The organism is Bacteroidales bacterium (genome assembly GCA_031276035.1).
In the GTDB taxonomy this organism is placed as follows: Bacteria; Bacteroidota; Bacteroidia; order Bacteroidales; family BM520; genus RGIG7150.
Genome location: JAISNV010000034.1, coordinates 162,780 through 178,045 on the forward strand (window position 1 = coordinate 162,780; position 15,266 = coordinate 178,045).

General features: G+C 33.7%; 13 protein-coding genes. All 13 read left to right on the plus strand.

Translation table 11 applies throughout. The annotated features are described in order from the left end of the window. Positions 1–4 precede the first annotated feature (4 nt). The 13 genes from LBP67_09175 (at position 5) to LBP67_09235 (ending at position 15,264) form a co-directional block, all read left to right on the plus strand. Entirely contained in the window at positions 5–1,930 is a 1,926-nt protein-coding gene (locus LBP67_09175; protein MDR2085149.1) for a polysaccharide biosynthesis protein, read from the plus strand. Positions 1,931–1,935: 5 nt separating this feature from the next. Beyond that, on the plus strand, positions 1,936–3,240 hold the full coding sequence (locus LBP67_09180) for a UDP-glucose/GDP-mannose dehydrogenase family protein (protein ID MDR2085150.1): 1,305 nt from the start codon (positions 1,936–1,938) through the stop codon (positions 3,238–3,240). Positions 3,241–3,286: 46 nt separating this feature from the next. Beyond that, positions 3,287–4,603, plus strand: coding sequence for a nucleotide sugar dehydrogenase (locus LBP67_09185; GenBank protein MDR2085151.1), 1,317 nt, complete (start codon positions 3,287–3,289; stop codon positions 4,601–4,603). A gap of 135 nt (positions 4,604–4,738) precedes the next feature. Beyond that, a complete protein-coding gene (gene aepX, locus LBP67_09190) occupies positions 4,739–6,046 on the plus strand; it encodes a phosphoenolpyruvate mutase (protein MDR2085152.1) in 1,308 nt (435 codons plus the stop codon). Between the two features lies 1 nt (position 6,047). Further along, positions 6,048–7,175 carry a phosphonopyruvate decarboxylase gene (gene aepY, locus LBP67_09195; GenBank protein MDR2085153.1) on the plus strand — a complete coding sequence of 376 codons (1,128 nt, stop codon included), beginning with the start codon at positions 6,048–6,050 and terminating at the stop codon, positions 7,173–7,175. 1 nt (position 7,176) lies between these two features. Next, entirely contained in the window at positions 7,177–8,295 is a 1,119-nt protein-coding gene (locus LBP67_09200) for a phosphonoacetaldehyde reductase (GenBank protein MDR2085154.1), read from the plus strand. 66 nt (positions 8,296–8,361) lie between these two features. Further along, a complete protein-coding gene (gene rfbA / locus LBP67_09205) occupies positions 8,362–9,246 on the plus strand; it encodes a glucose-1-phosphate thymidylyltransferase RfbA (protein MDR2085155.1) in 885 nt (294 codons plus the stop codon). 75 nt (positions 9,247–9,321) lie between these two features. Then, a complete protein-coding gene (locus tag LBP67_09210; GenBank protein ID MDR2085156.1) occupies positions 9,322–10,299 on the plus strand; it encodes an NAD-dependent 4,6-dehydratase LegB in 978 nt (325 codons plus the stop codon). Continuing rightward, the gene (locus LBP67_09215) at positions 10,292–11,434 is read left to right on the plus strand and encodes a LegC family aminotransferase (protein ID MDR2085157.1); all 1,143 of its coding nucleotides are present in this window, start codon (positions 10,292–10,294) and stop codon (positions 11,432–11,434) included. The genes LBP67_09210 and LBP67_09215 overlap by 8 nt, the downstream gene beginning before the upstream one ends. Then, a complete protein-coding gene (locus LBP67_09220; protein ID MDR2085158.1) occupies positions 11,421–12,059 on the plus strand; it encodes an acetyltransferase in 639 nt (212 codons plus the stop codon). The genes LBP67_09215 and LBP67_09220 overlap by 14 nt, the downstream gene beginning before the upstream one ends. 3 nt (positions 12,060–12,062) lie before the next feature. Further along, positions 12,063–13,067 (plus strand): N-acetylneuraminate synthase, encoded by a 1,005-nt coding sequence (gene neuB, locus LBP67_09225; protein ID MDR2085159.1) that lies wholly within the window; start codon positions 12,063–12,065, stop codon positions 13,065–13,067. Then, a complete protein-coding gene (neuC, locus tag LBP67_09230; protein MDR2085160.1) occupies positions 13,064–14,218 on the plus strand; it encodes a UDP-N-acetylglucosamine 2-epimerase in 1,155 nt (384 codons plus the stop codon). Before neuB ends, neuC begins: the two co-directional genes overlap by 4 nt. Positions 14,219–14,223: 5 nt before the next feature. Continuing rightward, positions 14,224–15,264 carry a nucleotidyltransferase family protein gene (locus LBP67_09235; protein MDR2085161.1) on the plus strand — a complete coding sequence of 347 codons (1,041 nt, stop codon included), beginning with the start codon at positions 14,224–14,226 and terminating at the stop codon, positions 15,262–15,264. The last annotated feature ends 2 nt before the right edge of the window (positions 15,265–15,266 follow it).

Genomic DNA, 15,266 nt, shown 5'->3' on the forward strand with positions numbered 1-15,266 from the left:
TCTAATGAGAGAAAAAATACTACTTAACAAATTTTTACAAAGAGTAACATCAAGTTATATAAGCTATTGGGTAATATTGCTTATAGATGTTTTATTATCAACAATATGTACAGTTCTGTCTTATGCATTAATAAGATATTACCTTAAAACAAATTTATTCGAACTTCATAATGATCTTTTCGTTATTGTTGTGTTCTCTTTTATAGCGAGTCTCATATCTTCTTTAATTCTAATGACTTATAAGAGAACAATAAGACATCTCAGAGCAAAAGATTATATTAGAATAACCGGCCTTGCTCTATTGAAAATAGTTTTCGGGTTACTCTTAGTTTTGGCGTTTATTAATATAGATTCGGTAAATTGGGACTATTTTTTCCTTTTTATTCTTGTCGATTTTCTTCTGACTCTGGCAGCAATCTTCGGTGTTAGAATGATAATGGTTGTAACTTACGAGCTTTTGATGAGTTTTACACGTGATAAGTGCGAAAATATTCTTATTTACGGCATTGATGAAAAAAGCGTTTCTTTAGAAATGCGTTTAAGAAATAGTAAACATTATTTTGTTTGTGGATTTTTCATATATGGCCATAATTATAAATCTTATAAAATCAGCGGAAAATCAGTATATAATTTTAAAACGGAACAAGATTTTATAAATATTATTAATAAAAAACATATTAAGGCGATAATATTTGCTAAACACAATGATGTTCAAACAGAAAATGAAAGACTTATAGGATATTGTGAAAAGCATAGTATTAAAACTTTGATAACTCCTAATATTAGTGATGATATTTCCGGAAGAGTTAATATTAGAAAAGTTAAAATAGAGGATTTATTAGGACGAGATGAAATTGATTTGGATATGGATCATCTGAAAAAAAATTTTAATGATAAAGTAATATTTGTTACAGGTGCTGCCGGAAGTATTGGCAGTGAAATCTGCCGCCAACTTTCAAAATTGGAAATTAAACAATTGATACTTTTTGATATTGCGGAAACACCGCTTCATAATATCCGTATTGAGCTTGAAACAAAGTTTCCGAAAGCTAACATTACTTGTATAATAGGAGATATTAGAGTTAAGGAACGCCTCGAAATGGTATTCAAAAAATATTTACCCGAAATAGTCATTCATGCAGCTGCATATAAACATGTTCCGTTAATGGAAGAAAATCCCTGTGAAGCTGTCCTCGTGAATGTTGTTGGTACAAAAAATGTTGCCGATATGGCTGTAAAATTCGGAGTGAAAAAAATGATTGTGGTTTCTACAGATAAAGCTGTAAATCCTACAAATATAATGGGAGCAACAAAACGCCTTGCCGAAATATACGTGCAAAGTTTAGGCAGCGCCATAGAACAAAATACTATTGAGAGTTGTACCTCTTTTGTTACTACACGCTTCGGCAATGTTCTTGGTAGTAACGGTTCTGTAATTCCGCATTTTAGAAAACAAATCGAAAATGGTGGCCCTGTTACAGTAACTCATCCTGATATTATAAGATATTTTATGACTATTCCCGAAGCTTGTCGTTTAGTTCTTGAAGCAGCCATTATGAACGAAACAAACAAAATATTCGCTTTTGAAATGGGTGACCAAGTAAAAATAATTGATCTTGCTAAACGTATGATAATGCTTTCAGGATTAGTTCCAAACGAAGATATTAAAATTGAATTTATTGGTTTACGGCCGGGTGAAAAATTATATGAAGAGGTGCTTAATAATGAAGAAGATACAATTCCAACAGAACATAAAAAAATCAAAATTGCAAACGTTCGTAAATATAAATTCAAGGAAATAATAAATGATTTCGAAAAGATAGAAAGTCTTTCTCGTAAAATAGAAATAGACGAAACCGTACGATTAATGAAAATGATGGTACCGGAGTATAAATCACAAAATTCTGAGTTTACGAAATTTGATAATTAGAATTTATGAAAATCATTGTGATTGGAACCGGATATGTAGGGCTTGTTACCGGAACTTGTTTTTCGGAAATGGGTATAGATGTTGTTTGTGTGGATGTAGATAACGAGAAGATAAACCTTCTTAAACAGGGTGTTGTTCCTATATATGAACCCGGTTTGGAAGATATGATCAAAAGAAATTGTGAAGCAGGCAGATTACATTTTACAACCGATCTGGTTTCTGTTATAAATGATGTTGATGTTATCTTTAGTGCTGTTGGAACTCCACCGGATGAAGACGGTAGTGCAGACTTGCGATACGTTTTAGATGTAGCCGAAACAATAGGTAAAAACATGACAAAATACGTTTTGCTGGTTACTAAAAGCACTGTACCCGTTGGTACCTCACAAAAAGTTAAAGCAAAAATTAAGGAAGAACTCGATAAAAGAAAGATTGATATTCCTTTTGATGTAGCTTCTAACCCGGAATTTCTTAAGGAAGGGTCTGCCGTTGCCGATTTTATGCGTCCGGATAGAATTGTCGTCGGTATTGAAAGTGAAAAAGCAAAGGACATAATGGATAAACTTTACAAACCATTTACAATCAATAATTACCGTACGATATTTACTGATATTCCTTCCGCTGAAATGATAAAATATGCTGCAAATGCAATGCTTGCAACACGTATTTCCTTTATGAACGATATAGCAAATCTTTGCGAGTTGGTAGGTGCAGATGTCAATATGGTGCGTCGCGGCATAGGGTCAGATACTCGTATTGGAAATAAATTCCTATATCCGGGTTGTGGATATGGTGGCTCTTGTTTTCCTAAAGATATTAAAGCTCTTATCAAAACCGCCGAAGAATCGGGATACGAAATGAGAGTTCTTAAGGCTGTAGAGGAAGTTAATAATGATCAAAAAAGAATTCTCTTTAAAAAGTTAAATAAACATTACAAAAATATTAAGGGTAAAACCATTGCAATATGGGGGTTATCTTTTAAACCCGAAACCGATGATATGCGAGAGGCTACTTCTTTAGTTTTAATAGATGAATTGTTGGCAGCCGGCGCTAAAGTTAAAGTTTTTGATCCTGTTGCTATGGAAGAAGCTAAAAGACGTCTCGGCAATAAAATAATTTATTGCGAGGATATGTATCAAACAGCCAAAAACTCTGATGCCTTAATACTTGTTACTGAGTGGAAAACATTCAGAATACCAAATTGGCATAAACTCAAAACATTAATGAATAATCCCTTAATAATTGACGGTAGAAATATCTATGATAAACGAGAGTTGATGGAGATAGGGTTTGAGTATGAAGGAATTTAGTTAATAATGTTTGGGTTATTGATTTCTAACTTGAAATTTTAAACTAATGAAAATAGCAATTATAGGACTTGGCTATGTAGGCTTGCCGCTTGCAATTGAATTCGGCAAGAAATATAATGTCATTGGTTTTGATATCAATAAAAATAGAGTTGAAGAACTTCAAAAGGGAGAAGACCATACCGGCGAAGCCGATACGACAGAATTAAGAGAGGTTTTAAATTCTGATTTCAAATCCCTAAATTTACTAAATGAAACTTCCGAAAATGCTGTGAATGGAAGTTTGACGTTTACTGCAGAAGAACAAGATATTAAGGATTGTGATATATATATTGTTACCGTTCCTACTCCTATTGATAAACACAATGTGCCTGATTTACAACCTTTGATTAAAGCTTCGGAAATGATAGGAAGAGTTATTTCCGGCGGAAATGTTGTAATATACGAATCAACTACTTATCCGGGGTGTACTGAAGAAGATTGCGTTCCGGTGATTGAAAAAACTTCCGGATTGAAATTTAATAAGGATTTCTTTGTCGGATATAGTCCTGAGAGAATTAATCCCGGCGATAAAGAAAAGAAACTCACTAATATTGTGAAAGTTGTATCCGGTTCAACACCAATTATTGCCGATTTTGTTGAAAATCTTTATTCTTCGATAATTACTGCCGGTACTTACAAGGCTTCTTCCATAAAGGTTGCGGAAGCATCAAAAATAGTAGAAAACGTACAACGCGATGTTAATATTTCATTTGTTAATGAGCTCGCGCTTATATTTGATAGAATGGGAATAGATACAAATGAAGTTATAGATGCGGCATCAACTAAATGGAATTTTGTAAAATATACGCCCGGACTTGTAGGCGGACATTGTATTAGTGTTGACCCGTATTATTTGGCAAGTAAAGCGGAGAAATTGGGCTATCTTCCTAAAGTAATTCTTTCCGGAAGAGAGGTTAATAACAGCATTGCCCCTTTTATTGCTCATAAAGTGCTTAAACTTATGATGCAAAAGAATAATACTCTTGAAAATGCTAATATATTGATACTTGGAGTAACTTTTAAAGAAAACTGTCCCGATATTCGTAACACTAAAGTCGTAGATATTTACAAAGAACTTATAGCCTTCGGTGTAAATGTTGATGTCTGTGATCCATTCGTTTGCGAAGAAGAAATTAAACAAGAATACAATATAGATATTATCAAGCAGATAGATAAAAACAAAAAATATGCTGCTGTCATTCTGGCGGTGGCACACCAAGAATTTTTATATAACTTCGATTTCGAAAGTTTCCACAAATCAGGTACAATTATTTTTGATGTAAAGGGAAAAGTGGATAGAAGGTGGGTTGACGGAAGATTATAATTGGTTGATAATTAAGATATTTTAAAATAAACAAATTGTAAGATAATCGCTATAAATGAATAATTAAATTGACTATAAATCATATATTACGGACAATCAATTTTCATTAAGATATCTAATAAATAAATTTAAATGATGCAGCAAAATAAGAAAGTTTACGTAGGAATGAGTGCCGATATTATTCATCCGGGACATTTAAACATTATTAAAGAAGCATCTAAATTGGGCCGAGTTATAGTTGGTGTTTTAACTGATGAAGCTATTGCAAGTTATAAAAGATTGCCGTATCTGAATTTTGACCAACGTTCTTTGATTGTTGAAAATATTAAGGGAGTTGATGAGGTTGTTGCTCAAACAACTTTAGACTACGTTCCTAACTTGGAATTAATAAAACCCGATTTTGTTGTACACGGCGACGATTGGAAAGAAGGTATTCAAAAAGAAACTCGTCAACGTGTTATTGATACGATTTCAAAATGGGGAGGAAAAGTTATAGATGTGCCTTATACAAAAGGGATTTCTTCTACACAAATTAACTCTAAATTGAAGGAAATAGGCACAACTCCGGAAATTAGACTTAAAAGATTAAGGCGCTTAATAGCTGCCAAACCGATTGTTAGAGTTTGTGAGTCGCATAGCGGACTAACAGGATTGATAATTGAGAATACTTCTGTTGAAGTTAACGGAATAAACAAGGAATTTGATGCTATGTGGGCAAGTAGCTTAACCGATTCTACATCAAAAGGTAAACCCGATATTGAAGCGGTAGATCTAACTACTCGCTTACATGATTTGAATGATGCTCTTGAATGTACAACTAAACCTGTTATTTTTGATGGTGATACGGGAGGCAAGATAGAACACTTCGTTTTTACAGTTAGAACACTCGAACGTTTAGGTATATCTGCCGTAATCATAGAAGATAAAATAGGCTTGAAAAAGAATTCATTGTTTGGTACGGATGCTGTCCAAACACAAGATTCTATAGAAGGTTTCTCGGAAAAAATACGGGCAGGTAAAAAAGCTCAAGTTACGGATGATTTTATGATTATTGCCAGAATAGAAAGTTTTATTGCAGGAAAAAATTTGCAGGATGCTCTGGAAAGAGCCAAAGCTTATGTTGAAGCCGGTGCCGACGGAATCATGATTCATAGTAAAAATAAATCGGGAGAAGATATTAAAGAATTTTGCATTGCTTTCAGACAAGAAAATAAATCTACTCCGATAATTGTTGTCCCTACAACCTTTAACCGCATTACCGAAACCGAACTTGCTTCTTGGGGAGTAAATATTGTGATTTATGCAAATCATTTATTGAGAAGTGCTTATCCCGCAATGCTTAATACGGCTAAATCTATTTTGTTGAATGAACGCTCTTATGAAGCAAATGAATATTGTATGCCGATTAATGAAATATTAGAATTAATACCGGGCTCTAAATAAAATGTCTCCAAAATATTTTATAGAAACATTAAGAAACAATAATATTGATTTTTTTGCAGGTGTGCCGGATTCTTTGTTAAAATCAATTTGTGCATATATTCAAGATAATACTCCTGCAGAAAATAATATTATTACTGCAAATGAAGGAGCTGCAATAGGATTAGGAGCAGGATATTATCTGGCTACAGGTAAAATTCCTGTGATATATATGCAAAACTCGGGACTTGGAAATATTGTTAATCCTTTAACATCTTTAATAGATAAGGAAGTTTATAATATTCCCATGTTATTGTTAATAGGATGGAGAGGCGAACCGGGCGTTAAAGATGAACCGCAACATATAAAACAGGGAAGAATAACAATTCCTCTGTTAGATACTTTGGAAATTAAAAATGAAATATTAACTAAAGATGATGATGCCTTTCCGGAACAATTATCACGAGTGCTTTCATACATCAATTTAACAAAAGAAGCTTACGCTCTTATCGTTCAAAAAGATACTTTTGAGAATTATTCGCTTAGAGAAAAAGTAAAAAGTATTGATTATACGATGAATCGTGAAAATGCAATCAGTATTATTCTTGATAATATAAATGATAATGATGTTGTTGTTTCAACAACAGGAATGACTTCACGCGAGCTGTTTGAACAACGGGAAAAAAGAAATCAAGGACACGATAAAGATTTTCTGACTGTAGGTTCTATGGGGCATGCCTCGCAAATTGCCTTAGGTATCGCAATTAGTAAAAAATATAAAAAAATATATTGTTTCGATGGAGACGGAGCTGCATTAATGCATATGGGGTCTTTACCTGTTATAGGTTCATTAGCTCCGCAAAATTACATTCATATTCTTTTTAACAACGGAGCTCATGATTCGGTAGGTGGTCAGCCGACAGTCGGATTTACCACTGATTTTTGTAAAATAGTTTTATCAAGCGGATATAAAAAAGCTTATTCCGTTGAAACAGAAGATAGTCTTAAAAGTACTTTGAATGAAATAAGAAATCTTCAAGGACCTATTTTTATTGAAATTAAAGTACAGAAAGGTGCAAGAAAAGATTTAGGCAGGCCTACAAGAACGCCTTTACAAAATAAAGAAGCCTTGATGAAATTCTTAAACGAATAAAATGCCGGAAAAACAAATATCATATATCGGAAGCAAATCAATATTTAAGCTTACAAGTTTATTGCAAAATAAGGGATATAAAAATGTTTTTCTTGTCAGAGCTAAAAAATCATTTGAACTGAGTGGTGCAAAATCTCTTTTTGATGATTTAACAGACAAATTGAATTTAAATATCATAGAGTTTTTTGATTTTTCAGAAAACCCGAAAGTAGAGGATTTGAAAATCGGCCTATCTTTACTTTCTGAAAAGAATATTGATTTGATAATAGCTGTTGGCGGCGGAAGTGTTATTGATATGGCGAAGTTAATACGTTTCTTTTATTCTTATTCGGGAGATTTTACGGGAAGAGATTTTCAAAAAGAAAAAAATATTATTCCTCTGGTAGCAATTCCTACAACAGCCGGTACAGGTAGCGAAGCAACTCATTTTGCCGTATTATATAAAGATAAAGTAAAATATTCAGTTGCACATAAAGATATTTTACCTGATTATGCAATTATCTATCCGCCTCTTACATATTCAACGCCGAAAAATCTAACCGCAACTACAGGTTTTGATGCGCTGGCACAGGCAATTGAGGCGTATTGGAATGTGAATGCAACAGATGAATCCGATGAATATGCAGTAAAAGCCATTAAATTGTTATGGCAAAATCTTCCCGAAGTTGTAAATAATCCGACAGACAGAATCAGAAATAAAGTTTCGGAAGGAGCTTATTGGGCTGGCAAGGCTATTAATATTACAAAAACTACAGCTCCGCATGCATTATCTTATGCATTTACTTCTTATTATAATATTCCTCACGGAAATGCAGTTGCATTAACATTTCCTTTCTTTATGAAATATAATTTGATTATTCCGCAAGATGAATATTGCGGTGTAATATCTTTGGAAAAATATAATTTAAAAATGAAGTATTTAATGAATTTATTGGAGATTAAATCTGAAGATGAAATTTATGATAAATTCAATGATTATATAACGAAACTACAATTATCTACAGATTCACATAAAAATGTTAATATTGATATTATTATCAATAACGTTAATATTGAACGTGCAAATAATAACCCTCGGAAAATAACACGGCATTCCTTAAAGAACTTGTTGGTTTGCTGAAAGTTAAAAACAGAGCGCTTAAAATTAATAAACCATTATCAATTAAATAAAATCGGAACTTAATATATGAAAGGAATTGTATTGGCAGGAGGTTCGGGAACAAGATTGTTTCCGATAACCAAGGGAGTTAGTAAGCAAATGTTGCCGGTTTATGATAAACCAATGATTTATTATCCTATTTCCGTATTAATGCTCGCTGGAATTAGAGAAATATTGATAATATCAACACCGCAGGATTTGCCGTGTTTCCAAAGATTATTGGGAAACGGTTCCGACTATGGCGTTCATTTTGAATATGCCGAACAACCATCTCCCGACGGATTGGCTCAAGCTTTTATTATTGGTGAAAAATTTATTGGAAACGATAGTGTCTGTTTGGTGCTTGGGGATAATATTTTCTACGGGCAAGGATTTAGGAAAATGTTAACTGAAGCAGTAGCCGATGTTAAAGAAAACAACAAAGCTACCGTGTTCGGATATTGGGTTAGCGACCCCGAAAGATACGGTGTTGCGGAGTTTGATAAAGAAGGCAATGTCTTAAGTATAGAAGAAAAACCTGCAAATCCGAAAAGTAATTATGCGGTAGTAGGATTATATTTCTATCCTAATAAAGTAATTGAAATAGCAAAAACAATAAAACCTTCTGCACGTGGCGAACTCGAAATAACAACGGTAAACCAGACTTTTCTGAAGGAAAACGCTTTAAAAGTAAAAGTCTTCGGCAGAGGTTTTGCCTGGTTGGATACCGGAACACATGACTCTTTGAGCGAAGCTTCGAATTTTATAGAAGTGATAGAAAAACGTCAGGGACTTAAGATAGCTTGTTTGGAAGAAATAGCTTATAATAGCGGCTGGATTAACAAAGAGAAAATGATTGAATTGGCTAAGCCTATGGAGAAAAATCAATACGGACAGTATTTGTTGAAAGTAGTGGAATCTGTAAAAAAATAAATTGTTTGTGATAAAATGGATATTTGTGAAAAGAAAATATTCATTTAGAACTAAAAAATTTTGATAAAAGAGTATATGAATAATGTATTAGTAACGGGAGCAGACGGATTTATCGGGTCTCATTTAACAGAAATGTTGTTGAATGAAGGATATAATGTAAAAGCATTGTCTTATTACAATTCGTTTAATTATTGGGGATGGCTGGATGATATTAAGCATCCTAATTTAGAAGTAATTACAGGAGATGTTAGAGATTCACATTTTTGCAAACATATTACGCGGGGAGTTGATGTCATCTATCATCTTGCTGCATTAATTGCTATTCCGTACTCATATATTGCTCCCGAAAGCTATGTTGATACTAATGTTAAGGGAACTTTAAATATTTGTCAGGCAGCTAAAGAAAATAATGTAAAAAGAATTTTGGTAACATCAACATCAGAAGTATATGGAACGGCTAAATATATTCCGATAGATGAAAATCATCCTAAACAGCCGCAATCTCCGTATTCTGCTTCCAAGATTGGCGCCGATGCAATGGCTTTAAGCTATTATAACGCTTTCGGTTTACCTGTAACCGTTGTTCGACCTTTTAACACATACGGACCAAGACAGTCTGCAAGAGCAATAATTCCAACCATTATTACACAAATCGCAAATGGTAAGAAAGAAATTAAACTGGGTGATATGACTCCAACCCGTGATTTTAATTATGTTAAGGATACTTGCCGCGGTTTTATTGAATTATCGAAATGTAATGCTGCTATCGGACAAGAAGTGAACATTGCAAGTAATTATGAAATTTCAATGAGAGAAACCTTGGATATAATTGCTGAAATTATGAACTCAGATGTAAAATTTGTTGAAGATACTCAGAGATTAAGACCGAAAAACTCGGAGGTATTTCGTTTATGGGGCGATAATACTAAAATTAAGGAACTAACGGGTTTTACAATGGAATATCCTATTGAAAAAGGTTTAAAAGAAACAATAGACTGGTTTTGTAATGATGAAAATCTAAAAAAATATAAAGCAGATATTTATAATGTATAAAGAAATTGTAGATTTTATCCGCGAATTATATAATAATGAAGATTTTGTTCCTCTTCATTCACCGGTTTTTATGGGTAAGGAAAAGGAATATTTAACGGAATGTATCGACACAACATATGTATCAAGTGTTGGAAAATTTGTCGATCGTTTCGAAAAAATGATTGAAGAATATACAGGAACTGCAAAAGCTGTAGTTTGTGTGAATGGTACCAACGCATTACATTTAGCTTTAATTTTATCCGGAGTTGAACGTGATGATGAAATTATTACCCAATCACTTACATTTGTTGCTACATGTAATGCAATATCATATACTGGAGCTTATCCTGTTTTCTTAGATATTGATACGGATACTTTGGGATTATCACCGGTTGCAATGAAGAATTGGTTGATAAATAATGCTGAAATAAAAGATAATGTTTGTTATAACAAGAATACAGGAAGATGTATTAAAGCCTGTGTGCCGATGCATACTTTCGGACATCCCGTTCATTTGGATGAACTGTTGGATGTGTGTAATGAATATCATCTCGACCTAATTGAAGATTCTGCAGAAAGTTTAGGCAGCTTTTACAAAGGAAAACACACGGGTACTTTTGGGAAAATTGGTATTCTTAGCTTTAACGGAAATAAAACTATAACAACAGGTGGCGGTGGAATGCTATTATTTAATGATATTTCTACCGGACAACATGCAAAGCACCTGACAACCCAGGCAAAGTTACCCCATAAATGGGAATTTATTCATGATACTGTTGGATATAACTATAGAATGCCTAATATTAATGCAGCCCTTGGGTGTGCTCAAATGGAAAACATAGAACTGTACTTGAATAACAAAAGAGATACAGCCGAAAAATATAAAGATTATTTTTCAAGATTTTCAGATATTGATTTTTTTGCTGAACCCGAAAACTGTAAATCGAATTATTGGTTAAACTCAATAATAATGAGCGATAAAAAAGCTCGAAACGGGTTCTTACAATATACGAATGATAATAATATAATGACTCGTCCCGCATGGCAGTTGATGAATAAATTGCCGATGTTCGACAAATGTCAAAGAGATGATTTGAAAAATACGTATTGGTTTGAAGAAAGAATTGTAAATATACCAAGCAGTGTTAGATTATAAAAAAATAATTCTTGTAGGTGGCGGAGGTCACTGCAAATCGGTAATTGATGTTATTGAAAACACAGATTATTCGATTCTCGGTGTTCTGGATATGCCGGATAAAATAGGTTCGGATGTATTGGGATATCCGATTATCGGTAGTGATGAAGATATTTCAATATATTTTGATAAAGCTCTATTTCTTGTTACTCTCGGACAAATAAATAACCCTGAGCCGAGAAAAATGTTGCATTGTAAAATTACTGAAGCAGGAGGAAAATTTGCGACTATAATATCTCCTACAGCATACGTTTCCAAGCATGCTGAAATAGGAGAGGGAACTGTGGTTTTGCATAAAGCCGTTGTTAATGCCGGAGTTTTAATAGGTAAAGGCTGTATTATTAATACTTGTGCCAATATTGATCATGATTCCGTTGTTGGAGATTATTCACATATATCAACAGGAGTAATGGTAAACGGTAATTGCAGAATTGGAAAAGAAGTTTTTATAGGAAGTCAAAGCACTGTTGCTAACAATATTTCGATTGTTGATAACACAGTTGTTAGCGCCGGTGTATTTATTGCAAAAAATATTGTTTCATCTGGAACTTATGTTTCCGAATCGAAAATCAGAAAGATCAGATAAACGATGAATAAAACAATAATAATAGCTGAGGCAGGAGTAAATCATAACGGTTCCATTGATATGGCAAAACAATTGATTTCCATAGCAGCTGAAGCCGGAGTTGATTATGTGAAATTTCAAACATTTAAAGCTGATAATCTTGTTTCCGAAAATGCAGTAAAAGCAGATTATCAAACACGTACGACAGATAAAAATGAATCTCAGCTTGAGATGTTAAAAAAGCTTCAACTTAGTCAGGAACAGCATTATGAACTTATAGAATATTGTAAATCTAAAAATACAAAATTTTTATCTACCGCTTTTGATCTTGATAGCATTGAGTTTCTTTCCGCCCTCAATCTGGGACTTTGGAAAATACCTTCGGGAGAAATTACCAATTATCCGTATTTAAAAACTATTGCAGAAAAAAACGAACCGGTATTAATGTCGACAGGTATGTCGAGTTTGGATGATATTGAACAGGCAATAAATGTATTAGTCGATAACGGACTTAGTCGCGAGAAAATTACCGTGTTACACTGTAATACCGAATATCCTACTCCTATGGAAGATGTTAATCTCTTGGCTATGAATACTATAAAAAACATTTTCAATGTAAAAATCGGGTACTCCGACCATACAGAAGGTATTGAAATACCGATTGCAGCCGTAGCTTTGGGAGCAACTGTTATTGAAAAGCATATAACACTTGATAGGAATCTTCCGGGACCCGATCATAAAGCATCTATTGAACCCGACGAACTAAAAGCGATGGTAAAAGCTATCCGTAATATTGAAAAAGCTTTGGGTAGCCCCGATAAAGTGGTGTCTTCGTCAGAAGAAAAAAATATTACAGTAGCCAGAAAAAGTATAGTTGCAAAAAGAAATATAGCAAAGGGAGAAAAATTCACAGGAGATAATATAACTACCAAACGTCCCGGTAGCGGAATATCTCCAATGCGCTGGAATGAAGTTTTAGGAATGACTGCGATAAAAGATTTTCAAAAAGACGACCTGATAGAATTATGAGAAAAATATGCGTTGTTACCGGTAGCAGAGCTGAATACGGCTTGTTATCACGATTAATGAAATTAATTAAAGATGATCCCGAACTTAATTTGCAGATTATTGCTACAAATATGCACCTTTCACCGGAGTTTGGGTTGACATATAAAGAGATTGAAAAAGACGGATTTGTAATCGATAAAAAAGTTGAAATGCTTTTATCATCTGATTCCAGTAATGCAACTGTAAAATCGGTTGGACTGGCGATGATAGGATTTGCTGATGCTTATGAAGATCTTAAACCCGACTTAATTGTTGTTTTAGGTGATCGTTTTGAAATATTGGCTGCTGTTTCGGCAGCTTTGTTTTTTAAAATACCTGTTGTACACCTGCATGGAGGAGAAATAACCGAAGGTGCTTACGACGATGCTATTCGTCATGCCATTACTAAAATGGCTCATTTACACTTTACTTCTACCGAGAGCTATCGGCAGCGTGTAATTCAAATGGGCGAAAAACCTGAGAATGTTTATTACGTAGGAGCTATTGGTTGCGATAACATCCGGCACATGCCTCTGATAAGCAAAGATGAACTGGAAGAATCATTAAATTTTAAATTAGACAGAAATACAATTTTAGTAACGTTTCATCCGGTTACAATGGAAAGTAATACGGCGGAAAAGCAGTTTGGAGAACTGATTTCTGCTCTGGATAAAATCAAAGATATACGAGTTATTTTCACCATGCCGAATTCGGATACGGATGGGCGAGTGATAATGGATATGATAAAACAATATGTAGAGAGAAATAAAGATAAGGCTATATGGTTTCACTCGCTTGGCGTACAACGTTATTTATCCGTATTACAATATATTGGAGCACTTGTGGGTAATTCTTCAAGTGGAATTATTGAAGCTCCCAGTTTTCATATTCCGACAGTCAATATTGGGAATAGACAAAAGGGGCGGATTTTTGCAGAAAGTGTATTGCATTGTGAATCCGAGACTGATAGTATCGTACGGAAATTAGAAAAAGCATTACAACCCGATTACAGAGAATCACTACAGACTGTTGAAAATCCGTATGATGTACCCGGTACGGCAGAAAAAATCCTGACAATTATTAAACAACATAAAATTGATAGTGCTGTAAAACAATTTTATGATCTAAACTGATTGACATGAATGATTTTTCAAAATATACAATTAATAAAACGGCCACGATTAAAGATGCCTTATTCAAACTGGATACTTTGTCAAGTGATGTGTTGACATTGTTCGTTATGGATGGAACGCGTTTGGTTGGAACATTAACAGACGGAGATATTCGCAGAGCATTAATACGCGATGTATCGTTAACGGACTCGGTTGAACATGTAATGAATGTTGATTATGAGTTTATTTGCTCTAAAGAGAAGAATATGAAAAATCTTCGTAAGATACGTGCAAAAGGGATACAACTTTTACCTTGCATAAATGATAAGAAGGAATTATTACGGGTTTATAATCTTAAAGAAATAAAATCAATATTACCGATAGATGCGGTAATAATGGCGGGAGGTAAAGGAGAACGTTTACGTCCGTTAACCGAAATAACTCCCAAACCGCTATTGAAAGTCGGAGATAAGGCTATTATTGATTACAATGTAGATAGTCTTATAAGTTACGGCGTTGAGGATATTCATATTACTGTAAATTATCTGGCAGATCAGATAGAACAGCATTTCAAGGAAAAGATTAACGGAGTACAGGTTTCATGTGTAAGAGAAAAAACATATTTAGGTACAATAGCCTCAGTAAAACTTATTTCTTCCTTAAAGAATGATGAGATATTGGTGATGAATTCGGATTTGTTCACTAATATTGATTTTGAAGACTTTTACAGACATTTCATAGAAAAGGATGCGGATATGTCGGTTGCAGCGATACCTTATTCAATAAATATTCCATACGGCATTTTTAATTTGGAAGGTAGAAATATTAAAGGTATAAATGAAAAACCTACTTATAACTATTATGCTAATGCGGGTATCTATCTGATTAAAAAGAAATTACTGGATCTCATTCCGGAAGATACTTTCTTTGATGCTACGGATTTTATAGAGATGCTTGTTGCTGAGAATAAAACAGTTATTCGTTATCCCTTAGTAGGTTACTGGGTTGATATCGGAAAACATGAAGATTATAAAAAAGTACAAGAATTTGTCAGACATATTAAATAATC

Bases quoted from the DNA above. Each gene is read 5' to 3' on its own strand.
- neuC (MDR2085160.1), top strand. From the start codon at position 13,064: ATGAGAAAAATATGCGTTGTTACCGGTAGCAGAGCTGAATACGGCTTG.
- LBP67_09200 (MDR2085154.1), top strand. From the start codon at position 7,177: ATGCCGGAAAAACAAATATCATATATCGGAAGCAAATCAATATTTAAG.
- LBP67_09215 (MDR2085157.1), top strand. From the start codon at position 10,292: ATGTATAAAGAAATTGTAGATTTTATCCGCGAATTATATAATAATGAA.
- aepY (MDR2085153.1), top strand. From the start codon at position 6,048: ATGTCTCCAAAATATTTTATAGAAACATTAAGAAACAATAATATTGAT.
- neuB (MDR2085159.1), top strand. From the start codon at position 12,063: ATGAATAAAACAATAATAATAGCTGAGGCAGGAGTAAATCATAACGGT.
- LBP67_09210 (MDR2085156.1), top strand. From the start codon at position 9,322: ATGAATAATGTATTAGTAACGGGAGCAGACGGATTTATCGGGTCTCAT.
- LBP67_09175 (MDR2085149.1), top strand. From the start codon at position 5: ATGAGAGAAAAAATACTACTTAACAAATTTTTACAAAGAGTAACATCA.
- LBP67_09185 (MDR2085151.1), top strand. From the start codon at position 3,287: ATGAAAATAGCAATTATAGGACTTGGCTATGTAGGCTTGCCGCTTGCA.
- LBP67_09235 (MDR2085161.1), top strand. From the start codon at position 14,224: ATGAATGATTTTTCAAAATATACAATTAATAAAACGGCCACGATTAAA.
- rfbA (MDR2085155.1), top strand. From the start codon at position 8,362: ATGAAAGGAATTGTATTGGCAGGAGGTTCGGGAACAAGATTGTTTCCG.
- LBP67_09180 (MDR2085150.1), top strand. From the start codon at position 1,936: ATGAAAATCATTGTGATTGGAACCGGATATGTAGGGCTTGTTACCGGA.
- aepX (MDR2085152.1), top strand. From the start codon at position 4,739: ATGCAGCAAAATAAGAAAGTTTACGTAGGAATGAGTGCCGATATTATT.